Genomic DNA, 24190 nt, shown 5'->3' on the forward strand with positions numbered 1-24190 from the left:
GCTTCAGAAGTTCGGCCGAGCCGGGACCGGCAGGGCAGCGCCAGGGGTCTTCGAGCTCGTCCGCGGGACCGCGCTCCGTCGCGCGCCCGGGTTCCGGGGAGCCGCCGCGGGCTCCCGCTCGGCGGCGCCGCTATCCGCGGGCCCGCGGCGCGGCTCGCCGGTTGCGGGCGGCGCTTTGGTCGAGCGCTCCGGCCCGGCGTGGCCCTGGCTCCCGGCGCCCTGTCCGGGCAGCGGCGCGGTCGCGGCGGGCGCGGACGGGTCGCGCGGCGCGGCGGGCGGCGCCGCCGGGGGCGGCGCGGCGCCGGCGTCCCGCGCGGTCTCGGTGCGCAGGGAGAACAGCGCGAGGCCGATCGTCACGAGCGCCGCGACCGCCGCGACCGCCGCCAGCGCGAGGACGGCGGCGCGCCGCCGGCCGCCGCCCGCGCGCGCGCTCTCCTCGCGCACGGCCGTCTCCACGTCCGCGCCGCTCGCCGACGCGCGCGCGGGCGGCCGCTCGGACAGGCGCCGCTGGCCGCCGTCGCTCAGCCAGTGGACGGCGATCGACGTCCCGGCCACGTCCTCCTCGACCCCGTGTTCGGTCGCCCACCGCGCGAGCGCCACGCCCATGTCGCGCATGGTCCGCCATCGCTCCCGGCGCTCCTTCGCGAGCCCGCGCTCGATGATGCCCCACAGCGTCGCGTCGCCGACCCCGAGCTCGGTGATCGGCGCCGGATCCTTGACGAGGATCGCCGCCACGAGCTCGTGGTAGTTGCCGCCGAGGAACGGCCTCTGGCCCGTGATCGTCTCGTAGAGCACCACGGAGAAGGCCCAGATGTCGGTCTGCCCGTCGACGTCGGTGATGCCGCGCGCCTGCTCGGGCGACATGTAGTCGGGGCTGCCGAGCACCGTACCCGCCTTGGTCACGTCGCCGCCCGCGGTCTCGCTCCACACCTTGGCGATGCCGAAGTCGACGATCTTGGGGGTGACGTCCCCGCGATCGTTCTTCACGAGGAAGATGTTCTCTGGCTTGAGATCGCGGTGGACGATCCTGCGGTCGTGCGCCGCGGCGAGGGCGCTCGCGATCGGCAGCAGGATGCGGAGCGCGACCGCGGGCGAGAAGCGCTTCCTGCGCTCGATCGCCTCGACCAGCTGCTCGCCGCGGAGGACCTCCATCACGATGTACGGATCGAGGTGATCGGACTCCCCGAAGTCGAGCACCCGGACGATCGAGGGGTGATCGATCCGCGCCGCGGCGCGCGCCTCCTGCTGGAGGCGGAGCGTCGCCTCGGTCGAGGTGACCTCGCGCCGGATGAACTTGAGCGCGACGTCGATGTTCAGCACGTCGTTGTGGGCCAGCCACACCATCCCCATGCCGCCCTCGCCGAGGACGTAGCGCAGCCGGTACTTGCCGCCGATCACGTCGCCCTCGCGGTAGGTGCGCCGCGTCGACCGCCCCGCGCCGGGCGACGGCGCGCTGGCTTGCCGGAGCGACGACAGGAGCGCCAGATCGAGCGACTCCGGGTCCTCCGAGTCGGGAGCGCTGCCGCGCGGGAAGGCCGCAGAGGAAGGGGAGGAGCGGCTCGCGCCCTCAGCCCGCAGCGTCGAGCCCGTCGATGGTGCGGGCGCGGAGGTTGAGCGCGGCGACATGGAGCGAGGGTATTCTAACTTTGCTGGCCTCCCACAGCCATGGTCTCGCGCTGACCGCGCGCGCAGAGCAGCGCGCGGTCAGCGCAGGGGAGCGCGGTCAGCGCCGGCGCGCGCCCCCCCGCCGGGAGCCCACACGTCGTGCAACGTGCGACGAGCTGAGACAGGGCGATGGCCGGATTTATGCTCCACGAGGATCTTTACCCGCGGGCCGATGCGCACCGTGAGCGGGCCCACGTGCTCGTGCACGTCGCCGTCGCACACATAGCGGACCACACCGGAGCGGGCCTCGAGCACCGCGCGCCGGGCGATCTTCTCGAACGTGTGCGCCTCGCCCATCGGCTGTGCTCGCCAGATGTCGCGCAGCTTCCTGACGAAGCCGAGCGCGGAGGTGTGGATGCCCAGCATGTGGAAGCTCTCGGGGCGCTCGTCGTAGCGGTGGAACGGGCGGAACCCGAGGCCGATCTGGTCGACGGTGCCGGCGGCGACGGCGAGGTAATCGCGGTCCGGGAAGGCCGTGCCGTCCTCGAAGTGGACGCGGCCCTCCCAGCGCGCGGCGACCTGGGTGTCGGTCTTGAGGAGCACGGCGGCGCTCGCGCGGGCGAGGACCTTCGCGGCCCAGAGCGCGCTCCGCTCCTCGCTGCGGTTGTACTCGGCGATGAACCCGTGGACGCAGCCGGTGCCGAAGATGAAGCCGTAGTGGGCGCCGATGTGCATCACGTGGCGCTCGATCCAGCGCAACGGGTCCCGGCCGCGGTCGGTGTAGCGGGCGATGAGCCCGGCGAGCAGGCCGTCGGGGCGCCCGCGGGGGACGCCGACGGCGTTGGCCACGGTGTTCATCGTCCCGCCGCGCAGGAAGGCGATCGGCGGCAGCGGCTCGTCCTCGTAGACGTCGAGGAAGCCGGTGATGGTGACGTGGTTCGTGCCGTCGCCCCCCGAGATGCCGAGCACGTCGATGGAGAGCTTCCTGAAGTCCTCCGCGATCCGGGCGAGGTCCTCGCGGGTGCGCGCGGTGCGGACCACGCCGTGGTCGCCGAGCGTGCGCGCGAGCCGGACGGCCGCGCGGGGATCGCCCTGGTTCTGGCGCGAGCGGGGGTTGATGATGACGCCGATGCCGCCCATCTAGCGCCGGCCTCGCGGCGTCTTCCACCGCGGGTTGAGGTGGACCCGCATGACGTCCGCCATCAGGCCGAGGTGGGCGCAGTGGTCGGGCTTGTCGTCGCCGGTGTACCCGCGGAGGTGGAAGTCGCCGCGGTCGTAGCGCCGGGTCATGTCGAGGCCGAGCACGTCGCGGCGGGAGGAGCCCCTCGGCTTGCCCCGCAGCTGCTGCACGACGAAGCTCGCCGTCTCCTCGGTCGACGCGTAGCCGGGCGGCAGGATGGAGGAGTGGCTCATGAACATGAACGCCTCGCCCGCCGCGGCGCGCCGGGCGAACGCGATGAACGGCTCGAGCTGCGCGACCTTGAGCTTGCGCTGCTGCTCGTCGGCGTACCCCGCGTGCAGCGAGTCGAGCAGCACGAGCGCGTCGACCCGCTTGCCGGCCTTCTGGCGCAGGATCTGCTCGATGGCGCCGTAGCCCGCGCTCCACGCCGAGAGGCCGAGCTTCCGGATGTAGACCTTCTTCTTGCCGGTCTTCTTCGCCACCGCGCGCTCGATGCTGTCGAGCAGGTGCTCGAAGACGTAGGGCGCCGAGAACGTGCTCGAGTACGCGCCCGAGCCGATCCCCAGATCGATGCCGACGAGGACGGCGCCGTCGGCCGTCTTCACGAACTCCTTGCGGAGCGCCTCGTGGCCGTGGAAGTGGATGAGGACGTCGAAGCCGCCGCGCTTCGTGACCCCGCCCCGGTGCGGCATGATCATCTGCCCGATCGAGGGCGCGCGGGACCACCGGTCGTAGACGCCCCAGCCCGGATCGGGCGTCATGCACGGGTTGATGTCGCCGCGGCGCTTCTTCGAGGGGGCGGAGAGGCTGCTCGTCGCCCCCGGCCTGTCGCGCCGCGCCGGGCTGCGCTCGACGCGCTGGCCTGCGCCGCCCGCGCTGGAGGGTGGGGTGCCTGCGCCGGCTCCGTCCGCCGCCGGCGCCCCGTCGGCGTGCAGCGGCGGCGCGCCGTCGGCCGGCGGGGGGCTGTCGGTCGGCGCCGGGCTGTCGGCCTGCGTTGCGCTGTCGGCCTGCGGGGCGGCGGCCTGCGGGGCGGCCTGCGGGGCGGCCTGCGCGGCGGGCGGGGGCTCCGGCGGCGCGCCGGGCTGCCCGGCGGCCGGGTCCTGCGCCGCTGCAGGGGGCGCGGCGAGCCACCAGGTGGCGGCGAGCAGCGAGAGGAGCGCCCATCGCCCGGGGGGCCTGCGGGCCTGCAGAGGATGTCTCATGTCGGGACGGCCTCCATTCCATGAAACGGCGTGCGGATCGAGCGCTCGGTGCACCGGCGCTGTCCTCCGCGACGGCGCGCGGGCGTTCAGCGACGGGGCAGGGGGCAGGCGGGGCGCCCTGCTCGAGGGGGCGTCACCCCGGCGGCGGCTTCCCCTGGAGGAAGGCGGCGCCCGCGTCGGCGGCGGCGAGGATGCGCTCCTCGGCCTGCGAGGCGAGCTTCTCGACCGCCGCGGCGGCGTCGGTGGGGGGCAGCGAGCGGAGGAACTGGATGAACTCCGGCTCGAGGCCGGGCTTCACGCCGCTCAGGACGAGCACGATCGGGATGGCCGGCTTCTCGACCTCGGCGAGCTCGGTGGAGCGGGCGCGCCAGCGGCTCGCCCCGATGGCGAGGCGGAAGGCCCACTGCGCGCCGAGGCCGATGAGGAGGCCGGCCATGACGCCCGCGACGAAGAGATCGGCGTCCTTCGGGGCGAGGAGCGCGGCGGAGAGCCCGCCGATGGCCGCGCCGATCACGATGCCGGGCTCGCCGCTGTTGTACGCGGCCGCGGTCTTCAGGATCTCGGCGGCCTGCATGCCCGGGCGCCCGCTGCGCACGGCGTCGCGCAGCGGCAGCAGCGTCGCGAGGCGGCGCATCGAGGCGGCGCGCACGCCCAGGTAGCTGATGAGCAGGGCGCAGACGGTCAGCCCGACGCCGACGCTCACCGCCACGCGCCGGGAGAAGACGCCCTGGGGGAGCGGCTCGCGGACCACCGCGGTGGTCGCGCGCTCCCGGTCGCGCTCGGCGGCCGCCTTGTAGGCGGCCTCGGCGTCCTTCGTGGCCTGCGCGACCTTGTCGGCGGGGATGTCGGCGAGGAGCGAGAGCAGCTGCTTCGCCGCCTCGAACTGCTCGGCCTCCTCGGCGGCCGGCGGCGTGATAGCGGCCGCCTTGACGATGGCGTCCCAGGCGGGGATCGCGCTCACCCGCGCCCCGAGGAGCGCCTCGGTCGCCTCGCGGCAGCCCGCCAGCGTCTTGACCTGCCTGTGGAGCGGCTGGGCGGAGGCCCACGCGCCCTGCTTGTCCGGCTCCTTGGGCTTGGGCGGCGGCGGGGTGTTGCGCTGCGCGCGCGTCCTCGTGACCGGCGGCGGCGCCGGGGGCACCTCGCCCGGGGCGGGCATGCGCGCGGATTTCGCGGCCTTCTTGAACAGGTCGATCTCGACGATGAGCTTCTCGCCGGCGAGGGCGCACGCGCGCGCGGGGGCGAGGCGGGCCTCGGATTCCTCTGCCTGCCGCCGCGCGCCCGGGTCCAGGACGAGCCTGCCGTCCACGGTCACGAGCCGGAGGACCGCCACGGCGATGCACAGGACGAGGATGGCCGAGGCGATGAAGGTGGCGCGGACCTCCTCGCGCCGGGTGTACTCGTTCACGCTCGCTCCCTCGGAAAGACCGGAGATGGGCAGGTCGGCGCGAGGGCGTCGCGCGCGGGGGCGACCGCGCGGCCGGCCCGCCACGGAGCGCCGCGATCGGCGTCGCGGCCGTCACGGCAGGGGGACACCGAAGGAGCGCAGGCCCGTCGCATGCTGATCACCGTTAAACCAGATGCCGGACCGATACCACAGCGTCGCTCGCAATGGAGTCCGCGGCTTCCCCTCGCGTCGGCGTCCGCGCGGCCCGGCGCGGTGGTCTGCGTTCCCGAGCGCCCTGGAACTTGCTCAGCCCGGGGGCGCCTCGTGTAAGGGTGCGCAGAAGGCGCGGAGAAGGCGCGGAAAACGCGCGGAGAAGGCGTGGAGGCTGCCGTCACATCCCACAAGTCCGTCGAGCCCGCTGTCGTCGCGCTGCCCGAGCAGGGAGCGGAGGCCGCGAGGCGCGGCGCCCCCGCGGGGGCGACCGGTGCGGCGGGGGAGCCCGGCGTGGCGGTGGCGTCCGGAGCCCCGGCCGCGCGGGGAGCGAGCCGGGGCGTGTGGATCTCGTCGACCTACTTCGCCGAGGGCCTGCCCTACGCGATCGCGCACAAGGTGGCGGGGGAGTTCTTCACGGCGGCGGGGGCGAGCCTTCCGATCATCGGCCTCGTGTCGCTCTACGGGCTCCCGTGGAACCTCAAGTTCCTCTGGAGCCCGCTTGTCGACCTCCACGGCAGCCCGCGGCGCTGGCTCCTGGGGGCCGAGATCGCGCTCGCGGTGATCCTCCTCGGGCTCGCCGCGACGGCGGACAGCGGCGCGCTCTGGCTCGTCGCCGCGCTGTTCGGGCTGGTCGCCGTCGCCGCGGCGACGCACGACATCGCGGTCGACGGCTTCTATCTGCAGGCGCTCGACAAGGACGCGCAGGCTGGCTTCTCCGGGTTGCGGGTCGGAGCGTACCGGCTCGCGCTGCTCGCGGGCGCGCTGCTTGTCGCGTTCGCGGGCTGGGCGTCCTTCGGCGCGTCGTTCGCCGTCGCGGCGGCCGGGCTCGTGCTGCTCGCGGGCGCCCACGCCGTGGGGTTGCCGCGCCCGGCGGCTGCGCCTGCGCCCGGAGCTGCGGCGGCGCCTGGAGCTGCGGCGGCGTCCGGAGCAGCGGCGACGCCCGGTGCCGCCGGGCTGCGGCGGTATGTCGAGCCGTTCCGGGTGTTCCTGCGGCAGCCCCGGATCGCGTCGAGCCTGGCGTTCATCCTCTGCTACCGGGCGGGGGACGCGCTCATGTTCGCGATGTCGTCGCCGCTGCTGAAGAGCCTCGGCCTCGACACGGCGGCGCGCGGCAACGTGGGCGGGATCGGGACGGTCGCCTCGATCGCCGGCGCGACCCTCGGCGGTGTGCTCATCAAGCGGTGGGGGCTCGCGCGCACCATCTTCCCCATCGCGCTCGTGCAGAGCCTCGCGATCCTGCTCTACGTCGCGCTCTCGTGGTCGCGGCCGACGCTCCCGTGGATCATCGCGCTCGTCACGCTCGAGCAGCTCGCCGCCGGCGTCGGTACGGCGGTGCTCGTCGTGTTCCTGATGCGGCGCTGCGTGGACGGGTACAAGTCGTCGCACTTCGCGATCGGCTCGGCGCTCATGTCGGTCTCCGCGACCTTCGCCGGCAGCGTGAGCGGCTACCTCGCCGCCGGCGTGGGGTTCACGGCGTTCTTCGCGATCGCCTTCGCGGCGTCGATCCCGGGGGTCGTCCTGTCGCGCTGGGTGCCGCGGGACTAGCTGCTCGCGCTGCCGTCGAAGCCGCCCGCGGGCAAGTCGCTCGGGGCCAGGCCGGTCGTCCCGGGGTGCTTCCAGGCGATGGCGTTCCTGCCGGCGCCTGGTGGCGATCCGTGGTTCTTCTTTCTGCGAGACGGCGCCGTGTATGTCAGCCGCACGAGGCGCGAGATGCCGGTGCCGCTCGCCGGGAACGACCCGGCCCTCCACATCACCCGCCTGCTCGCCTTTGACAAGCACGCTTCGCCCCTGGGGTTCCTCGTCGCCGCCAGGCCCGGCGACCTGCAGGAGGAGCAGCTCTGGCTACTCACGATCGGCGATCGCGCGATCTTGTCGACGAGGCTGGTCACGGAGGAGCGAGGTTTCGCCAGCCAGGAGGACTTCTTCGCACAGTACAACGCACCTCGCTGCCTGACAGGCGGCCGGAGCTGCCTCGTCCCGAGCTGGGACGGCGCCGCATCGTTCCTGGACATCGAGCCCGTCCGCGGGCAGCCGCCGGTGACGTTCCATCGGCGAGACGGTGGAGCCTGACCTCGATCTGGTCGAGGCGACGGTGCGTGTGGGGGTGCCTTAGCTCGAGGCGCTCGTGAGCGCGCGTTCCGCCAGCGGCAGTGCAAGGTGCGCGCCGGGGCACGCCCAAGCGCAGCGAGCGCCCTGCTCGCCCCACCCCGCATCCGACCGTCGCCACCACGCTTCCTGACACGCCAGGCGAAGCGGTTGACGTGTTATCCGACCAGCCGGCGCCCTCCGGTCGTCCGCGCTCCCGCGCGCGCCTACCTGCTTGCGGTGGCGAAGACGCCTGAGCGCACGCTCACTCCGCGTCTGGCCCCAGGAGCCAGGCCAGGAGCGCCTCGGTGTCCAGCTCGAACACGGCGGCAGCCGCCAGGGGATCGTCCAGGGTGCTGGCCCTGTTCGCCACGGCGGCTTGCTCCGCGGCGCTCAGCTCGCGACGCAGCCTGCGCGCGAGCACGCCCCGCAGCATCTCCTCGATGCCCCGCCTGCGGCCTCTTTCGATGCCCTTCTCAATGCCCTTCTCGATGCCCTGCTCGAACACCTCCCGCAGGGTCTCGCTCGCCAGGATCGATTGCTGATCCAGCTCCTGTACTCGCATCCTGATCTCCTTGTGCCAAGTGTGCCCCCATGGGGCCAGCTCCGCCAGCACCTGCATCACGGCATACAGCTCCGCGCGCTGCTCGTCGCGGGGCTCACGGCGGAGGATCTCCTCGACCACCTGCCGTATCGAGCCCTCCGTGGCGTCCACGGCGAGGGGCGTGAAGACGAGCCAGAACACGCCCGGTCGCGCCATCAGCTCGGCCACCTTGCGCTGGTAGACGGCCTCGATGCGGAAGCGCTGGCCGCAGAAGCGCTCGCTCTCGGGCCAGTTCGTCCGGAACTGGCCCTCGGGGGGCCACGGCGCCGCGCGCCCGCTGAGGAGGACGGCCACGCTCTCCACCGGGGGAATGGCGCCGGCGCCCCGGCCCGAGTCGACCGCGGCCCGGAGCGAGAGGACGAGCAGGACCGCGTACTCGAACATGCGGAGCGCAAGGTCGCTCTCCGGAGCGACGATGAACTCCAGCTGCACGAGGCGCCGCTGACCGCCGCCGCGGAGCTCGAGGACCCGGTCGATCCTGCGCTCCAGCGCGGTCAGCTGCGTCTCGACCCACGCGACCGAGTCTACTTCGAATGCCAACGTCAGACCGTGAGCGAGCTCGTCGCCGCAGCGCAGCGCGATGTGCCGCAAGGCGATGTCGTACTGACCCATTCAACCGCTCTCCACCCGGGCGCACGCGGCGAGAGAGGCCGCTGCGCCCGGCTGCCCCAGCGCTCCACCTCGACCCTCGACCGGCCCTGTGCCGTCCGAGGTGCTCTCGTTATGGATTCCGGGCAGCAGGCGCGGACGATTTGGAAATGCGACGAGGGGCCCGCCTCCCTCGCGTTCTCGCCTCCGGCGAGCCTGCGTGTTTCGCGCATCGTGAACGTGCGTCCCGCGCCATCGTCAACGCCCGCCGGTGGCCAGGGGCCGCGGCCAGGCACCGCTGCGCCCGGCCCGGCCATCTGGACACGCCGCCTGGCATCTGGACACGCCGCCTGGCATCTGGACACGCCGCCCGGCCATCTGGACACGTGCCCCCATCATCTGGACACGCCGCCCGGCCATCTGGACACGTGCCTCCATCATCTCCGGTCGAGAACCGGCCGGGGGTGGTGCCTACGCCCGCAGCGCCCGCCAGCCCGGCCGTCCCCCGCCCGGCCTGAGCCCGGCCGTCGCCCGCTCGAGCTTGAGCCCGGCCGTCCCCCCCGTTCGGGCCGCGCTTCCCTTCCGCGGTGCGTCCGCTTTCCGTGACAACTTGACAACGGCGCCCTCGTGGGCTGCATCTCGCCGTCGATGCTCCCGGCCGCTTGCGTCCCACCCGCGACCGGCACAACCCTCGAGCCCATGCAGACCCGCGCGCGTCACTCGCCGCTCCCGCGCTCCACCGGGCCGCTCCTGGCAGCCGTGGCTGCGGCCTTCTCTCTCTCCGGACCGAAGCCCGCACCGGCAGCGCCGCCCGAAGCTGCGCCCTCGCCGCCCGCCGCCTCGCCGCCGCCCAAGCTCGACGTCCCGTTCACCAAGTACGCCCTCAAGAACGGCCTCACCGTGATCCTGCACGAGGATCACGCGCTGCCGATGGTCGCCCTCAACCTCATGGTCAAGGTCGGCTCGCGCTTCGAGGAGCCGGGGCGCACCGGCTTCGCGCACCTGTTCGAGCACCTCATGTTCATGGGCACGCGCCGCGTCCCCACGAAGCAGTTCGACGCGTGGATGGAGGCCGAAGGCGGCTCGAACAACGCGTGGACCAGCGAGGACCGGACCGCGTACCACGAGGTGGCGCCGGCCCACGCGCTGCCCCTCCTGCTCTGGCTCGAAGCCGACAGGTTCGCGTCCCTCGCCGACAGCATGGACGCCCCCAAGCTCAACGCGCAGCGCGACGTCGTGAGGAACGAGCGCCGCCAGACCAGCGAGAACGAGCCCTACGGCAAGGTCGGGCTCCTCCTGCCCTCGCTGATGTACCCGAAAGGACACCCCTACCACCACCCGGTGATCGGCTCGCACGAGGACCTCCAGGCCGCGACGGTCGACGACGTGACGGCGTTCTTCCGGCGATGGTACGTGCCGAACAACGTCTCCCTTGTCGTGGCCGGCGACTTCGATCCGCAGAAGGCGCGCGACACCATCGAGCGGTACTTCGGCGGCATCCCGGGGCAGCCGGTCCCCGCGGCGCCCACGCCGCCGCCCGTGAAGCTGAGCGGCGTCGTGCGGCAGACGATCGAGGACAACGTGAACCTCCCCAAGGTGGTCATGGCCTGGCACAGCCCCGCGCGCTTCGCGCCGGGCGACGCCGAGCTCGACCTCCTCGCCACGGCGCTCGAGCAGGGCAAGGCGAGCCGCCTCTACAAGGCCCTCGTCTACGACAAGGCGCTCGCCCAGGAGGTGAGCGCCCTGCAGAGCTCCGGCGATCTCGGCTCGACGTTCACCGTCGAGGCGATCGCGCGGCCGGGCGTGCCGCTCGACAAGCTCGAGGCCGCCATCGACGCCGAGCTCGCCCGGGTGCGCGACGAAAGGCTGAGCCGCGAGGAGCTCGACCGCGCCAGGAACCAGTACGAGACCGCCTTCGTGACGGCGCTCGAGTCGGTCGCCGGCCGGGCCTCGATGCTCAACCGCTACGAGACGTGGACGGGCCAGCCCGGGTTCGTGGAGCAGGACCTGAAGCGCTACCGCGACGCGACCGCGGCGTCGCTGCAGGCGGTCGCGAAGAGCACGCTCGACCCGGACGCGCGGGTGATCCTGCGGGTCGTGCCGAAGGGCAGCGACGAGACGAAGAAGGCGGTGACGAAATGAGAGCGAGGAACGCAGGCGCGATGATCGCGCTGCTCGCCGCGGCGGCCGGCTGCGAGCCGAAGGCCCCGGCGCAGTCCCCGGCCCGGGCGGAGGCGCCGCGACCCAGCGCCCCGGCCACGGCCGCCCAGCCCGCGGACCCGATCGGGCCCAGGCCGGAGCTGCCCAGGCCGCAGCCGTTCACGCCGCCGGCGCCCGTGGTGCTCGACGGGCCGAACGGCGCGAAGGTGTGGCTGCTCGAGCGCCACACGCTGCCGATCGTGTCGGTGTCCGTCGCCGTCGCGTCGGGATCGGCGGACGATCCGAAGGGCGCGGCGGGCCTCGCCCACATCACGGCCAGCATGCTCGACGAGGGCGCAGGGCAGCGCAGCGCGGTCGAGCTCTCCAGCGCGATCAACGACCTCGGCGCGACGCTCTCGGTCGGGGCGCGCGCCGACGGGAGCCTCGCGACCCTCTCCGTGCTGAAGAAGAACTTCGGCAAGGCGTTCACGCTCCTCGCCGACGTCGTCGCGCGCCCGCGCTTCGAGGCGAAGGAGTGGAAGCGCGTCAGCGAGCTCTGGCAGAACGACCTGAGGAAGCGCGGCGACGACCCGACGCGGGTCTCGGCGCTCGTCTCGACGGCCGCGCTCTACGGGCCGGGCACGCCGTACGGACACCCCGTCGAGGGCCTGCTCGCGGACGCCAGGTCGATCGGGCTCCCGGCCGTCAAGGCGTTCTACAAGACGGCGTGGCGCCCCGATCGCGCGGTGATCACGGTGGTCGGCGACATCACCCGGGACGAGGTGATGCAGGCGATCTCGCGCGACCTCGGGACGTGGTCCGCCAAGGGCGCAGCGCCGGCCGCCAAGGGCGCGCCGGCCGGCGCCGCGCCGGCCGCCAAGGCCGCGCCGGCCGGCGCCGCGCAGGCCGCGCCGGCCTGGAAGCCGCCGCGCCTCGTGCTCGTCGACCGCCCGGGGGCGCCGCAGTCGGTGATCGGGGTCGTGCGGGAGGGGGTCGCCGCGAGCGATCCGCGGCGGCCGCTGCTCCAGCTGATCAACACAGCGCTCGGCGGCTCGTTCACGTCGCGCTTGAACCAGAACCTGCGCGAGGACCACGGCTGGTCCTACGGCGCCGCGTCGGCGTTCAGCGAGACGAAGCAGCAGGGCGTCTTCGTGGCCCGGGCGTCCGTTGTCACCGAGGCGACCGGACCCGCCCTGAAGGAGATGCTCGCCGAGCTCGCCAAGATGGCAGACTCCGGGCTGACCCGGGACGAGCTGGCGAAGGTGCAGGCGCACGACCGCGCGGATCTCGTCTCCGCCTACGAGACGGCGAACCGCACCGCCCAGCGCCTCGGGACGCTGGCGCGGCTCCAGCTGCCCGAGACGTTCGACGGCGCCGCGAGCGAGGCGCGGCAGAAGGCGACGCTCGCCGGCCTCGCGGAGCTGGCGAGGGCGGTGGATCCCAAGGAGGCGACCCTCGTGGTCGTGGGCCCACGGCAGGAGATCCTGCCGCAGCTCCAGGCGATCGGCCTCGGCGAGCCGGAGGCGTGGGACGTCGAGGGGCAGCCGATCCAGCCGAAGAAGGCGCCCTGAGCGGCGCGCGCTCCTCCCGCCGCGCGGGCAGCGGGAGGAGCGGCCGCCGTCGCCGCGCCCTCAGGGCGAGGTCGGCTCGAAGTCGAGCGGGTTGCTCGGCGCGCCCTCGTGCAGGATGCCGTCGCCGAACCAGTAGACGTAACGAGGCTCCTGGACGCCGTCGAGGTAGGCCTCCAGCCGGACGATGGCGCCCTCGGTCGTGGTGAACGTCATCGCGTCGATGTCCGAGCCGGTCTCGGCGTGGAGGTACGCGATGCCCTCGTCGACGAGGCGCGTCGCGTCCGTCTTCTCGAGGTCGGTCCCCACGATGTCGAACAGCTCGGACGACGTGTCCACCGAGGCGTAGAGGTCGAAGCTGCAGACGACCTTGGAGCTGTTTGTGTCGCAGGTCGTCCAGAGCTTCCACGTCCCGCCGGCCGCGTACTCGACGAAGATGCCGACGCCCTCGCCCGGCTCGCTGCTCAGGACGGCGTCCGTGTCGAGGGCGACGAGCCTCGGCTCGTCCGTGGGCGGCGGCGGGGCGTTGTCGTCCTCGTCGTCCTCGTCGTCCCAGTCGTCTTGCTGGTGGTGGTCGTCGTGGCGGCCGTCCTCGTCGACGACGATGCAGCCGGCCGACGCGAGGGGCGTGGCGACGAGAAGGAACGACCACAGCCCCAGTGAACGATGCTTCACGAAGTCAGCGAAAAACGTCATCGGATCTGCTCCTGCCCGTGGACATCGCAAGACGTGGACCAAGCGCTACCGCGACCGCGGGCGAGACGGCGCCGGCGCCGCCCTGCCCGGGGCCGGGCCCGACGGGATGTGGATCCTGGGGCGCGGGGACGACGGCGCGCTCGGGAAGGCGCGCGGCTTGGCGGCCGGCGCGCTCTGCTGCGGCGCCGGAATCACCTGCGGCCGTTGCGCCGGCGCCGACCGGTGCGGGACGGCGCGCGGCGTGGACGGCGTGGACGGCGTGGTGTCGACGCGCGGCGCGGGCGGCGCGGTGTGGACGCGCGGCGCGGGCGGCGCGGTGTGCAAGCGCGGCGTGGTGCGGACGCGCGGCGCTGGGACCCCCCGCGGCGCCGGAGCGGGGGCAGGCGACGGGGGCGCGACGGTCGCCGGCGACGCGCGGTGCGGCGCGCTCGCGCCGGCACGGGGCAGGGCGCCTCCATCGGAGAAGCCGCGCGGCCGAAAACCGGGCCTGGCGACGGGGGCCGGAGCGCCGCCGTCGTGCGCCCTCGGGGTGCGCAGCGAGGGCGCCGCGCGCCGGTCGCCGACCGGCGAAGAGGGCGCCAGGAGGGGGCGGCGCGACGGCGGGGGCGCGGGGCGCGCGCTCGGCGCCGCGCTCTTGCGTGCATAGGCGAGGGCGCGAGGATCCGCCTTGCCGCGGTGCCTCGGCGCGGACGACGAGGGGACGCCGGCCTCGGCGAGCGAGGGCGACGCGGGGCGATAGCTGCCAGGGCGGATCCCGTGGGGCGAGCCCGAGCGCCCCGCGCCTCGCCTGCCGTCCGGGCGGACGCCGTCGCGCCCGGTCCGGCTCACGGTCGGCCGCGCCGGCTTGTAGGTGTGCGAGTGCGCGGCGATGCGCCGGACGATCTCGCGATCGCGGACGACGTGCTGGTGGACGTGGTGGTGGAACACGTGCGTCGTCGGGCAGAAGACGTACGCCGCCGGGGGCACGGTCCACAGCGACAGCGCGACGCCGCTGCTCCAGTAATACGTGGGCGGCATCGGCGCCCAGCCGACGTAGCCGTAGTCGCCGACGCGCCAGACCACCCACGCCGGGGCGTAGACGCGCCCCGGGATCCACGACCAGCCGTGGGCGGAGATCCAGACCCAGCGGCCGTAGTGGAACGGGATGTGACCCCACGCGTAGTCGCTGACCCACATCCACTCGCCGTCGTCGGTCAGCTCCCAGCGACCCGCGGTCTGGTAGGGCGCGAAATCCGGGCCGACCACGACCGCGGAAGGCACCCAGATCCTGCCGTAGCTCGGGTCGTCGACCCAGGTGCCGTACGGGGCGAGCGGCTCCTGGAATTCGACAAGGACGCTCGGGTCGGTGTCCTCGTACGCGTCCACCGCGATCTCTGCGCTCACGCCGACCTCGGCCTGGACCGGCTGGGTCTCGACGGGATGTGAAGGCGCGGTCTCACCGGCGGCGGCGGGCTCGTCGGTCGTGTAGCCCTGCGGCAGGCCCTGGGCGGCGGCGCGGGGCGGCGCGGCGATCAACGCGACGAGCAGCGTGGCCAGCAGCGGCAGCGCGCCTCCGAGCCGGCGGAGCCGGGCCCTGAAGATGCCCGACGCCGCAGGCGCAGGGCGCGTAGGGGAAGCGGACGGGGGGAGAGGCATCGGGTGCATGATGGGTCCTTCTCGAAAGGGATGCCAGGCAGAGGTCGGGCCGGCCTCGGGCGTCCTCGGACCTCTTCAGACGTCCTCGCGCGCCGGAACAGTCACTGCGCCGTGCAAGCCTCGTTCCGGAGCTCGGCGCCGGCGTTCGTTCCACGCGGCGCGGCGCGGCGCGGCGCGGCGCGGCGCGGCGCGGCGCGCCGCCGGGGTCGCGCGCGGCGCGCCATCGCGTCCGCTGCCTCACTCGAGATCGCTGTCGTCGAGCGCCGGCGCCGCCTCGCCCGAGGGCGGAGGCTCTCGCGCGGGCAGCGCCTTCGGCAGGAGCGACAGCCGCGCGTGCGCGTCGGCCAGCTTGCGGTCGGCCTCGCGCAGGCGCCGGTTCAGCACCCGGATCACGGCGTCGGCGATCTCGGCCGTCTCCCGCACCGCCTCGTGGAAATCCTCGGCGGAGACCCGGAGCAGCTCCGCGTCCTCGGTGACCACGGCCGTCGAGCCCCGCGGCTCGCTGTCGAACAGCGACATCTCGCCGAAGACGTCGTTCGCGCCGAGGCGCGCGATCTCGCGGCTGTCCAGGGTGAGGCTCACCTCGCCCGAGATGATCGAGTAGAGCGCGCCGCCCGGCTCGCCCTGGCGGAAGATGACGTCGCCCCGGACCAGCGAGACAACGAGCGAGCCGCGCGCCAGCGCCACGAGATCGTCGCCGGCCACGCGGGAGAAGAGCGGGACACGCTGGAGGAAAAGGACCTTCTCGATGGTTGTGTACATCTCGTCCTGGGGCTCGATACCGGTGCCGCCGGTGACCGCCCAGTATCGTGCGTAACGGGCCACCGCGGGGTCGTCATCGGCCCGCAGCGCGACAAGGCGCTCGCGGGCGCCGGGCGGCGACGTGACGGCGATCGCGATGGCGGCGGCCTCGCGGACGAGCGGGTCGGGGTCGTGGGTCGCGGCGAGCGCGTCCCCGGCCGCGCCGGCGATGGCGTTCCGGGCGACGGCGTCGAGCGCGAGCGCGGCGCTGTAGGGCTCGCCGCGATCGAGCTCGCGGCGGACCCAGGCGACGGTGTCGGCCTCCGGCGGCATGGGCCTCCGGGGGAACGCGACCGAGAGCTCGAGCAGGCGCTCGACGAGGGAGACGAGGCGCTCGCGCAGCGGGCGGTCGAGGAGCGACTCCAGCACCTCGAAGGCGTTGGCCCGCAGCGCGGGATCGGGGCCGAAGACGTGGGTGCGCACCAGGGCGACGACCTCGCGCGGGTAGGCGAGCTCGCACAGCCGGAGCACGCGGATGAGCCCCTTCCGCAGCCGGCGGAGCAGGTGCTGATCGAGCAGCGGGCCCGCGACGCGGGGGCGCACCGCGATGTACGCCTCGCGCATGCGCACGTGCTCGACCGTCTCGTCGTCGATGCAGGCGCGGATGGTCCGGAGGGGCACCGGCGGCGCGCGCAGCGTGAGGCGCAGGCGTGAGGCCGACGCGAGCACCTTCTGGCGGAGGGCCTCGTTCGGGTGGTCGATCTGGGCGAGCAGGGCGTCGAGGGCGTCGTGGCTGGAGAGCCGCGCGAGCACCCGCGGGATCGCGAGCCGCGCGGCGCGCGGGGTGCCGTCGTCGCCGAGGCGCGCCGCGAGCTCGGGGATGGCGTCGTCGCCGAGCGCCTCGATGGCCCGGGCCGCGGCCGGCGCGAGGGCGCGCTCGGCGAGGGCGTCGGCGAGCAGGGGGAGCAGGCGCGGATCGGCGACGCTCGACGAGGACCGCACGGCCGCGCGGCGCACCGCGGGGTCGGGGTCGGCGATGAGCCGCGCGAGCGCGCGCTGGAGCGACGCGTGGCCGACGAGGCCGAGGATGCGGGCGGCGGCGAGGCGGTCGCGGGGGGCGGGGCTGTCGAGCAGGGCGCGCAGCCGCGGCGCGCCCTCGAGCATGCCGTCGAGGCCGCAGTAGCGCAGGAGCGCGGCGATCGCGGCGGCCCGGAGCTCCTCGTCGCCGTGCGCGCCCGCGGAGGCGCGCCGGGGCGCGTTGCTCTCCCGCGCGAGCGCGAGCAGCTCGTCGTGGGCGTCCTCCCGCAGCTGCGCGGCAAGCGCGTCGACGGCGGCGACGCGGACCGCGGTGTTCCTGTCGCGGATCGCCGCGCGCGCGATCTCGGCGCCCGCGTCGTGCGCGAGCTCGGCCCCGAGGCGCACCGCGAGCGCGCGCACCCTGGCCGAGCCGTGGCGCGCGAGCGCGGGCACGGCCTCGCGCACGACGGTGGGGTCGAGCTGCCGGAGCTGGTCGACGGCGAACAGCACCTGCGTCACGGCGCGGCTGTAGAGCGCCTCCTTGAGGACCGCGCGCGTCTGGGGCCCGTAGACGACGCTGTCCGGCGCGATCTGGCGGCGCATCAAGGTGCGGCGCATGGCGTCGAAGTAGCCGCGCCGCACGAGCGGGAGGAGGGCGATGATGGCGACGCAGAGCGGCAGGGAGTAGAGGCCGAGGCGCGCGGCCTCCTCGACGAGCGCGGGGCCCGGCGCGGCGGTGGGCGCGACGGCGAGCACGATCAGCGCGCCGACGCCGTAGCCGAGGGGCTTGGCGATCACGGAGACGAGCGTCCGCACCCGCTCCCGGAGCGCCGGCGGGAACGGGAAGAAGAGCAGCTGCATCGTCGCGTCGTAGATCGTGAGCTGGAGCGCGTTGTCGCTCAGCTTGAGGATGGAGCCGAAGGCGAGAGAGGGGCTCGCGATCAGCGCGACGGTGCTGGCGGTGAACGCGGCCGGCAGGGCGAGCAGCCCGCCGAGCACGCCGTGGCGCCGGAGGACGATGGGCGTCGCGCCGAGCTGCACGAGGAGGCCGAGCACGCCGATGCCGCCGTAGAGGAACCCCATGTAACGGGCGAGATCGTCGCGGTCGGGGTAGGCGGTGAGGGCGATCGCCTTGAACTGGTAGTCGCCGATCGTGAGGACGGTGAAGAGGAGGAGGGTGACGAGCGCGACGGTGAGGGCGTAGCGCGATCGCCACACGTCCATGCGGGGGAGGTGGGCCTGGATGAGCTCCTCGTCGACGGACGGGGGCCGCTCCAGGGGGTGCCGCCGCGCGAGCACCGTGGTGAGCGAGGCCATGCCGAGGAGCGCGGCGATGAGCACGAAGATCAGGTTCTCGGTGCCGATCCACGTGACGATGCCGCCGGTCGCGAAGCCGCAGACGACGGTGCCGACGACGCGCCCGCTGCCGATCAGGCCGAAGAGGCGCTTGGCGCTGCGCGGGTCGTGCAGGTCCTGGGCGACGGCCCAGACGAGGACGGCGGTGAAGTTCGCGATGATCTCGGACCAGATGTAGAAGACGAGGTAGGCGGCGCGCACCTCCTGGCCGATGAAGACGCGCAGCAGCGCGAACGTGGCCGCGCCGAACAGGGCGAAGGCGACGCACAGGCGGGCGCGCGGCAGGCGGCGGGCGATGCGGTCGTAGGCGAGCGCGGCGACCGCGGAGGCGGCGCCGTACACGATCCACATCGGCGCGATCCAGGTGACCGGGAACCTGGTGAGGAAGAGCGCGTCGCGCGCCGAGCGGCCGACCACGAAGATGAGGGCGGCGAGGAAGAGCAGGCAGAAGAGCAGCGCGGTCCGGTGCAGCTCGACGCGGGTGAGGGTGACGCCGAGGACGGCGGTGCTTGTGTCCGGCGCGGCGCCGGTCGGCTGCAGCCGGCTCGGCCGGTTCGAGGTCGGGCGCACCGACGGGGCGGATCCGGGCGCAGGGGCGCCGTCCGGGCGCGCGCTGAGCTGTCCGGTGCGCGTCATCTCCGGAGCGGCGGCGCGCTCTTTCGCGCTCGGCTCCGGGGGGGCGGTGTCGGTCGGATCCACGTGCCTCAAACTAGCCGAGCTCTCGCGAGGCGCGCGTGCTGCATGCCACGCTGCGCGTCCGGCGGCGCGGCGCGGCGCGGCGCGCCGGTCCGCTCGCCCCGGCGCGGCGCGGTGCGGCTGCCAACTTGTCAGGAACGGACAGCGAGGAGGGCCAGCTCGTCATTTCGCGCGTCTCCGACGTGGGCTCCGCGGGCGCCTGCGGTGCGGGCGTCTGCGGGCGCCCCCGGTGCTTCCGGGAGCGCCGGAGGCGGCCCTCGGACGCGGCTCCGACTGGGGCAGAGGCGCCGGCTTCGCGGCTGCTCCGGGGGCTGTGCGGGGCATTTGCGGCGTGGTACGAGCTGTGCTGAAAGGACGCGCCCATGGACTCGACAAGGTATCTCGTGCGGCCCCGGCCGCGAGGGCGGCGGCACCTCCCCCGGCTGTGTGCGGCGGCGCTCGCGGCGGCGGCGCTCGCCGGAGGCGCGCGCCGGGCCGATGCGACGGTGACCATCAGCACCGACGTGGATCGCACCCTGGACAGGCGCCCGGACGCGCAGAACCCGCTGTGGATCAGCCGCGAGGACTGCCTGACGGACAACGATCTGCAGTTCACGATCACGCTGAGCGGCTTCTCGAGGGGCCAGGAGCTCTCGGTCTGGGTCAGCGAGTCCCAGGACTGCAGGTTCTACTCGAACCGCGAAATGGAGACGCGGTGCCGGCAGGTCTTCGGAGAGCCCATCAGGGGTGACACGATGGGTGTCACGGTGCCGGCGAAGGCGATCGCGGAGGCCCTCGGCGCCCCGAGCTGCGAGGTCACCAGGGCCAGCACCGGCGCGATGAAGGTCGTCATGTACTTCATGCGGCTCGAGACCAACGACCAGGACGAGCCGGATTCCGACAAGTGGGAGACCACCCAGATGGACCTCCTGGGCCCGAACCCACCCGCGGACGTCGTGGCGCACCCCGGCGAGGGGCGCCTCCTCGTCGATTTCGATCAGAACGAGGACGAGGACGTCGAGGGTTACTACCTCTACTGCGACGGGGAGGGGCAGTCCTCTGCCGACGCGAGCGGGGCCGGCGGCGGCGCGGGGGCGACCGGCGGCGGGGCCGGTGGAGGCGACGGCGGCGCGGGGGCGACCGGCGGCGGGGCCGGTGGAGGCGACGGCGGCGCGGGGGCGACCGGCGGCGGAGGCGACGGCGGCGCGGGGGCGACCGGCGGCGGAGGCGGGGCCGGCGGAGGCGACGGCGGCGCGGGGGCGACCGGCGGCGGGGCCGGGGCCGGCGGAGGCGACGGCGGCGGCGGAGCGACCGGCGGCGGGGCCGGGGCCGGCAGAGGCGACGGCGGCGGAGCGCCCGGCGGCGGGGCCGGGGCCGGCGGAGGCGACGGCGGCGCGGGGGCGACCGGCGGTGGGGCCGGGGCCGGCGGAGGCGACGGCGGCGGCGGAGCGACCGGAGACGGCAGCTCCGGATGCCAGCCGACGGTGCTGGCGCCAGGGAAGATCCCGGACGTCTCGAAGCGGTGCGGCAAGGTGGGGAGGGCCAATCGTGGCGAGGCGGTGAATCTCGAGAACGGCAAGCGCTACGTCGTCGGCGTCGCGGCCTATGACCTCGTCGGCAATGCCGGACCGCTGTCGGCGCTGTCCTGTGCGACGCCGGTCGACGTCGACGGGTTCTTCGAGAAGTACCGGGAGGCCGGCGGGCAAGCGGGTGGGGGCTTCTGCAGCGTCGAGGGGCCGGTCGGGGCGGGCCAGTGGGTCTCGGTGCCGCTCGGCGCGGTCGTGGCCGGCGCGGCGCTCGGTTTGTGGCGCAGGAGCCGTCGGCGGCGCGCGCGTTCCATCACGCAGGAGAGCGAATGAACTGTCATCTCCGTCATCTGGCGGCTGCGTGCCTCGCCGGCAGCGCGGCGCTCCTCGTCGTCTCCGCGGCCGGCGCGCAGTCGACCCGGAGCGACTGGCGGCAGCAGGATCGGTCGAGGATCCAGCGGGAGGAGCGCTATGGCTCGCCGCAGAGCTTCGCGTTCGAGCTCCGCTTCGCCCCGTACTCTCCGGAGGTCGACGAGGAGCTCTCCGGCGCGGGCCCCTTCGAGAGGACCTTCGGCGACGGCTCGCAGTTCTATTTCGGGATGGAGCTCGACTGGCTGCCGCTGCGGATCCCGTACGTCGGTGTGATCGGCCCGGGGTTCGGCTGGGGGTACACGTCGACGTCGGCGAAGGCGTTCGAGGTGGGGACCGACACGAGGGCCGAGGCGGAGGAGACGTCGTTCACCATCATGCCGATGCACCTGTCCGCGGTTCTCCGCGCCGACGAGCTGATGCGCAGGACGGGCGTTCCGATCGTGCCCTACGCGAAGGCGGGCCTCGGCATGGGGCTCTGGTACACGTCGTCGGGCCCTGTCACGGCGGAGGTCGATGGCGTCCGGGGCGAGGGCATCAGCTGGGGCACGCACCTCGCGCTCGGCGCGATGCTCGCGCTCAACTGGATGGACCGCCGCTCGTCGTCCCAGCTCGATGTGACGACGGGCATCAACCACACCTACCTTTTCGGCGAGTGGATGTACGCGAACCTCGACGGGCTCGGCTCGAGCCCGCAGATGCACGTCGGCACCTCGACGTGGATCCTGGGGCTGGCTCTCGACATGTGAGACGCCGATCCCGGCGCCGGCGCGGGGGAACGCGGCGCCGGCGCGGGGGAACGCGGCGCCGGCGCGGGGGAGCGCGGCGCCGGCGCGGGGGAGCGCGGCGCCGGGCGCCCGCTCATGGTGGCTCGCTCACGGTGCGCCGTCTTCGAGCGGAGCGGCGCCGTCGTCCTCCTCGATGACCGTCGTTCCCCGCGGCCGACTCGTGGGCGGGCGGCGCGGGGGGCTGTCGCTCTCGAAGGTCTTGACGGTCTCCGGAGAAGGCGGCCCGAAGATGGGCACGACGAGCTCGCGCGCGGTGCCCTCGCGCTCGTACGCGATCTTGAGCTCGCTCGCGCTGGCCAGGGCGCGGTAGGCCGCGAACAGGTCGTCCGGGCGCTCCAGCGCCTTGCCGTTCACCTGGGTGACGACGTCGCCGGGCTTGAGCTCGACGTTGCTCCAGTCCGCGGGCAGCGCGAGGATCTTCCAGCCGATGAACGCGCCGGCCCGGACGACCTCCTCGACCGGAGCGCGCCGCAGGATCCAGGGCGGCCCCTGCAGCAGCACCCGGTCGACGTCGGCGCGGGCGAGCTGCCCGGCGGGCGCCGCCTGCTTGGCCGGGGCCGCGCCCGTCGTTCGCGGGGCCGGTTCCGCCGCCGGAGCGGCCGCCTGCTGCCCGCCGCACCCGGCGAGGACGGACAAGGAGAGACATGCGCCGAGCATGAGCCTTCCGCGCGTCGACATCGGCGGGACTATGCGCGGGGGACCCGGGGGGGCCAAGTAAGCTGCAGGCGCGGCGAGGGCGACGAGCGGCAGACCAGGGGAGCGGCCTGGCCGGGGCTCGTCGGGCTCGCGAGGGGGACGGAGATCGTCGGAGAGGGTCGGGGAGGCGGGATTTGAACCCGCGACAACGAGCACCCAAAGCTCGTGCACTACCGGACTGTGCGACTCCCCGGGCGGAGCGTCCGCGACCGGGACCATAGACGAGGTGTCCTGCCTGGGCAAGACGGCTCGCTGCGGCGGTCGGGCGCTCGTGGCCGGCGAGGCGCGGGACGCGCGGTTTTCGTGCGGTTTTTCAGGTGCGGCACCGCGCGAAAGGCGCTGGAATGAGGGCGCCGCATGAGCGAGATGCTGCCGTCGCTGTCGTCGCTGTTGTCGCTATCGGTCCATCACCTGGCCGTGGTCGTGCGCGATCTGGAGCGGGCCGAGGCGTTCTACGCGGGCGTCCTCGGGCTGCCGGTGGTGCGGCGCTGGACGGACGAGGCCGGAGCGCCGCGGTCGGTGTGGCTCGGGCTCGGGGGCGGCGCTTTTCTGGCCGTGGAGCGGGCCGCGGCCGCCGGGCCGACGCGCTCGGACGAGGCGCCGGGCTGGCACTGCGTCGCCCTGGGGATCGCCCCGTCCGAGCGGGAGGCGTGGCGCCACCGGCTGGCTGCGGGGGGCGTGGCCGTCGAGCGGGAGAGCGCCTACACGATGTACGCGCGCGATCCCGAGGGGAACCTTGTGGCGCTCAGCCACTACCCGCACCCGCAGGTGCCGCAGGTGGGAGCGGGCTGATGGCGTGCCGGTGCGGAGCGGAGAGGGAGGGCCGGCGCGCGGGGCCCGTGGGCGCATGCGGAGCGGGCGGCGGGCGCGCGGGCGCATGCGGAGCGGGCGGCGGGGCCTGTATGTGCAGTGCGCGTGGAGCGCCGTGATGGGAAGGTGGAAGATCGGGCGGCGAGCCAGGCTGCTGGAAGCTGCTCGAGGGCAAGCGCGTCGAAGGGGAACGATCGAGCCGGAGGTTTCAAGATGCCGCGTTCAACGTCCGATTTCGTGTCGCCTGATGCTCCTGTGTCGCTCGCGCTCCCCTTCGGGGCGATCGGGCTTGTGGGAGGCTGGCTCACGGCTGACAGGTTCCTTCTGCCGGACCGCTCGTTCCATTGGCTGCTCGCGGGCGTGACGCTGGTCGTCGCGGGGCTGCTGGGCCACTACCTGACGGGGCGGATCGGCGGCGTGGGGAGCGGCGGCGCGGTGGCATCGAGCGCCGGCGCGGCAGAGGCGGACGGCCCGGGTTGGGCGAATGGCCCGGGCTGGGCGGACGGCCCGGGTTGGGCGGACGGCCCGGGACGGTGGACCCGGCGGGGGCCGATCGTGGCGAGCCTGCTCGTGCTGTGGGCCATCGTGGTGGCCGGCGTCGTGAATGGCATGACCGTCGGGCTCGTGCTGGGGCCGGCAGGGATGATCCTCGGGGCGCCGTTCGGTGCGGTGTGCTCGCTGCCGTTCGTTCCGGCGCTCGCGGTGGTGCTGCTCGCAGCGAACCGCGTCGGGAGGGCGCGAGCAGGCTCGATCGTGGCGCGGGCCGATCGGCGCGCCGTGGGGTCCGCGACGGCGGCGGTGATCGCGGTGGGAGCGCTGATGACGCCGGTGCTCTTCGAGAGGCCGGCGGCGCCCGAGGTGGGGCGCTTCGTTGCGGCGCTGGGGATCGCCGTGGTGGCGGCGCTGTTCGTGGTCGACGCCGTGGCCCTGGCGAAGGTGCTGACGCTGCCGCGGCGGCAGACGGGGGCGGGGGAGGCGGGAGACGGAGGGGTGGACGAGGTCGAGGCGGCGGCGATGATGGAGGCGAGGGGGGAGAAGATCGACCTCGGCCTCGGGGACGAGGTGCAGGTCGAGGTGGTGCGGCCGACCCACGCCTACCGGGGGGCGCCGCAGATCGCCCGGGTGGTGCGGGGGAGCCGAGAGCGCGCCGCGGGGGCGCTGCGGGCAGGGCTGGCGCGGGGTGGGGTCGCGCTGGCGATCGGGGCGGCGCTCTGGGGCGCGCCGTGGACGTGATCGAGGAGCGGGGAGGGCGGCGGAGGGGGAAGGTGGGGAGGCGGAGCGGGAGAGCGGAGCGGGAGGAGTGGAGGCGGGAG

The 24190-nt window shown here is 74.3% G+C and carries 17 protein-coding genes and 1 tRNA gene; 8 read left to right on the plus strand and 10 right to left on the minus strand.

Going from position 1 to position 24190, the window contains the following annotated elements:
- Nucleotides 1-3 precede the first annotated feature (3 nt).
- The 4 genes from WME75_RS10555 to WME75_RS10570 all read right to left on the minus strand — a co-directional run bounded on the left by WME75_RS10555 (nucleotide 4) and on the right by WME75_RS10570 (nucleotide 5392).
- The gene (locus tag WME75_RS10555; RefSeq protein ID WP_437489346.1) at nucleotides 4-1626 is read right to left on the minus strand and encodes a serine/threonine-protein kinase; all 1623 of its coding nucleotides are present in this window, start codon (nucleotides 1624-1626) and stop codon (nucleotides 4-6) included.
- 78 nt (nucleotides 1627-1704) lie between these two features.
- Nucleotides 1705-2745, minus strand: a complete 1041-nt coding sequence (locus WME75_RS10560; protein WP_437489349.1) for a diacylglycerol/lipid kinase family protein — start codon at nucleotides 2743-2745, stop codon at nucleotides 1705-1707.
- Nucleotides 2746-3987, minus strand: coding sequence for a hypothetical protein (locus tag WME75_RS10565; protein WP_437489352.1), 1242 nt, complete (start codon nucleotides 3985-3987; stop codon nucleotides 2746-2748). It abuts the gene before it with no gap.
- A gap of 133 nt (nucleotides 3988-4120) precedes the next feature.
- Nucleotides 4121-5392: a hypothetical protein gene (locus WME75_RS10570; RefSeq protein WP_437489355.1), complete on the minus strand. Its 1272-nt coding sequence runs from the start codon at nucleotides 5390-5392 to the stop codon at nucleotides 4121-4123.
- Nucleotides 5393-5749: 357 nt separating this feature from the next.
- Between WME75_RS10570 and WME75_RS10575 the strand changes: the two genes are divergently transcribed.
- Entirely contained in the window at nucleotides 5750-7129 is a 1380-nt protein-coding gene (locus WME75_RS10575) for an MFS transporter (RefSeq protein WP_437489358.1), read from the plus strand.
- A 78-nt stretch (nucleotides 7130-7207) separates the two neighbouring features.
- Complete coding sequence (locus WME75_RS10580; protein WP_437489360.1) at nucleotides 7208-7654, plus strand: hypothetical protein; 447 nt, start codon at nucleotides 7208-7210, stop codon at nucleotides 7652-7654.
- A gap of 280 nt (nucleotides 7655-7934) precedes the next feature.
- Here WME75_RS10580 and WME75_RS10585 read toward each other — a convergent pair whose 3' ends face one another.
- Entirely contained in the window at nucleotides 7935-8885 is a 951-nt protein-coding gene (locus tag WME75_RS10585; protein ID WP_437489363.1) for a hypothetical protein, read from the minus strand.
- 675 nt (nucleotides 8886-9560) lie between these two features.
- Between WME75_RS10585 and WME75_RS10590 the strand changes: the two genes are divergently transcribed.
- Together WME75_RS10590 and WME75_RS10595 are read left to right on the plus strand one after the other, a co-directional pair.
- Nucleotides 9561-11003, plus strand: a complete 1443-nt coding sequence (locus WME75_RS10590; protein WP_437489366.1) for a M16 family metallopeptidase — start codon at nucleotides 9561-9563, stop codon at nucleotides 11001-11003.
- The gene (locus WME75_RS10595) at nucleotides 11000-12571 is read left to right on the plus strand and encodes a M16 family metallopeptidase (RefSeq protein WP_437489369.1); all 1572 of its coding nucleotides are present in this window, start codon (nucleotides 11000-11002) and stop codon (nucleotides 12569-12571) included. Before WME75_RS10590 ends, WME75_RS10595 begins: the two co-directional genes overlap by 4 nt.
- 60 nt (nucleotides 12572-12631) lie before the next feature.
- Here WME75_RS10595 and WME75_RS10600 read toward each other — a convergent pair whose 3' ends face one another.
- The 3 genes from WME75_RS10600 to WME75_RS10610 all read right to left on the minus strand — a co-directional run bounded on the left by WME75_RS10600 (nucleotide 12632) and on the right by WME75_RS10610 (nucleotide 18712).
- Nucleotides 12632-13264 (minus strand): hypothetical protein, encoded by a 633-nt coding sequence (locus WME75_RS10600; RefSeq protein WP_437489372.1) that lies wholly within the window; start codon nucleotides 13262-13264, stop codon nucleotides 12632-12634.
- 45 nt (nucleotides 13265-13309) lie between these two features.
- Nucleotides 13310-14908, minus strand: coding sequence for a DUF6600 domain-containing protein (locus WME75_RS10605; protein WP_437489375.1), 1599 nt, complete (start codon nucleotides 14906-14908; stop codon nucleotides 13310-13312).
- Nucleotides 14909-15136: 228 nt separating this feature from the next.
- Nucleotides 15137-18712 carry a HEAT repeat domain-containing protein gene (locus WME75_RS10610; protein WP_437489378.1) on the minus strand — a complete coding sequence of 1192 codons (3576 nt, stop codon included), beginning with the start codon at nucleotides 18710-18712 and terminating at the stop codon, nucleotides 15137-15139.
- Between the two features lie 359 nt (nucleotides 18713-19071).
- Between WME75_RS10610 and WME75_RS10615 the strand changes: the two genes are divergently transcribed.
- The gene (locus WME75_RS10615; RefSeq protein ID WP_437489381.1) at nucleotides 19072-20547 is read left to right on the plus strand and encodes a hypothetical protein; all 1476 of its coding nucleotides are present in this window, start codon (nucleotides 19072-19074) and stop codon (nucleotides 20545-20547) included.
- Complete coding sequence (locus WME75_RS10620) at nucleotides 20544-21332, plus strand: MXAN_2562 family outer membrane beta-barrel protein (protein ID WP_437489383.1); 789 nt, start codon at nucleotides 20544-20546, stop codon at nucleotides 21330-21332. Before WME75_RS10615 ends, WME75_RS10620 begins: the two co-directional genes overlap by 4 nt.
- 126 nt (nucleotides 21333-21458) lie before the next feature.
- Here WME75_RS10620 and WME75_RS10625 read toward each other — a convergent pair whose 3' ends face one another.
- Both WME75_RS10625 and WME75_RS10630 read right to left on the minus strand, forming a co-directional pair.
- Nucleotides 21459-22028, minus strand: coding sequence for a serine protease (locus tag WME75_RS10625; RefSeq protein ID WP_437489386.1), 570 nt, complete (start codon nucleotides 22026-22028; stop codon nucleotides 21459-21461).
- Nucleotides 22029-22186: 158 nt separating this feature from the next.
- A tRNA-Pro gene (locus WME75_RS10630) sits at nucleotides 22187-22260 on the minus strand.
- Nucleotides 22261-22424: 164 nt separating this feature from the next.
- Here WME75_RS10630 and WME75_RS10635 point away from each other — a divergent pair.
- A complete protein-coding gene (locus WME75_RS10635) occupies nucleotides 22425-22859 on the plus strand; it encodes a VOC family protein (protein WP_437489389.1) in 435 nt (144 codons plus the stop codon).
- A 231-nt stretch (nucleotides 22860-23090) separates the two neighbouring features.
- Nucleotides 23091-24110, plus strand: a complete 1020-nt coding sequence (locus WME75_RS10640; protein WP_437489392.1) for a hypothetical protein — start codon at nucleotides 23091-23093, stop codon at nucleotides 24108-24110.
- The last annotated feature ends 80 nt before the right edge of the window (nucleotides 24111-24190 follow it).

This window comes from Sorangium sp. So ce1014 (assembly GCF_051521505.1).
GTDB lineage: Bacteria > Myxococcota_A > Polyangia > Polyangiales > Polyangiaceae > Sorangium.

Bases quoted from the DNA above. Each gene is read 5' to 3' on its own strand.
- WME75_RS10600 (WP_437489372.1), bottom strand. From the start codon at position 13,264: ATGACGTTTTTCGCTGACTTCGTGAAGCATCGTTCACTGGGGCTGTGG.
- WME75_RS10635 (WP_437489389.1), top strand. From the start codon at position 22,425: ATGAGCGAGATGCTGCCGTCGCTGTCGTCGCTGTTGTCGCTATCGGTC.
- WME75_RS10605 (WP_437489375.1), bottom strand. From the start codon at position 14,908: ATGCACCCGATGCCTCTCCCCCCGTCCGCTTCCCCTACGCGCCCTGCG.
- WME75_RS10625 (WP_437489386.1), bottom strand. From the start codon at position 22,028: ATGCTCGGCGCATGTCTCTCCTTGTCCGTCCTCGCCGGGTGCGGCGGG.
- WME75_RS10590 (WP_437489366.1), top strand. From the start codon at position 9,561: ATGCAGACCCGCGCGCGTCACTCGCCGCTCCCGCGCTCCACCGGGCCG.
- WME75_RS10560 (WP_437489349.1), bottom strand. From the start codon at position 2,745: ATGGGCGGCATCGGCGTCATCATCAACCCCCGCTCGCGCCAGAACCAG.
- WME75_RS10585 (WP_437489363.1), bottom strand. From the start codon at position 8,885: ATGGGTCAGTACGACATCGCCTTGCGGCACATCGCGCTGCGCTGCGGC.
- WME75_RS10595 (WP_437489369.1), top strand. From the start codon at position 11,000: ATGAGAGCGAGGAACGCAGGCGCGATGATCGCGCTGCTCGCCGCGGCG.
- WME75_RS10615 (WP_437489381.1), top strand. From the start codon at position 19,072: ATGGACTCGACAAGGTATCTCGTGCGGCCCCGGCCGCGAGGGCGGCGG.
- WME75_RS10620 (WP_437489383.1), top strand. From the start codon at position 20,544: ATGAACTGTCATCTCCGTCATCTGGCGGCTGCGTGCCTCGCCGGCAGC.
- WME75_RS10555 (WP_437489346.1), bottom strand. From the start codon at position 1,626: ATGTCGCCGCGCTCAACCTCCGCGCCCGCACCATCGACGGGCTCGACG.
- WME75_RS10580 (WP_437489360.1), top strand. From the start codon at position 7,208: ATGGCGTTCCTGCCGGCGCCTGGTGGCGATCCGTGGTTCTTCTTTCTG.
- WME75_RS10640 (WP_437489392.1), top strand. From the start codon at position 23,091: ATGCCGCGTTCAACGTCCGATTTCGTGTCGCCTGATGCTCCTGTGTCG.
- WME75_RS10565 (WP_437489352.1), bottom strand. From the start codon at position 3,987: ATGAGACATCCTCTGCAGGCCCGCAGGCCCCCCGGGCGATGGGCGCTC.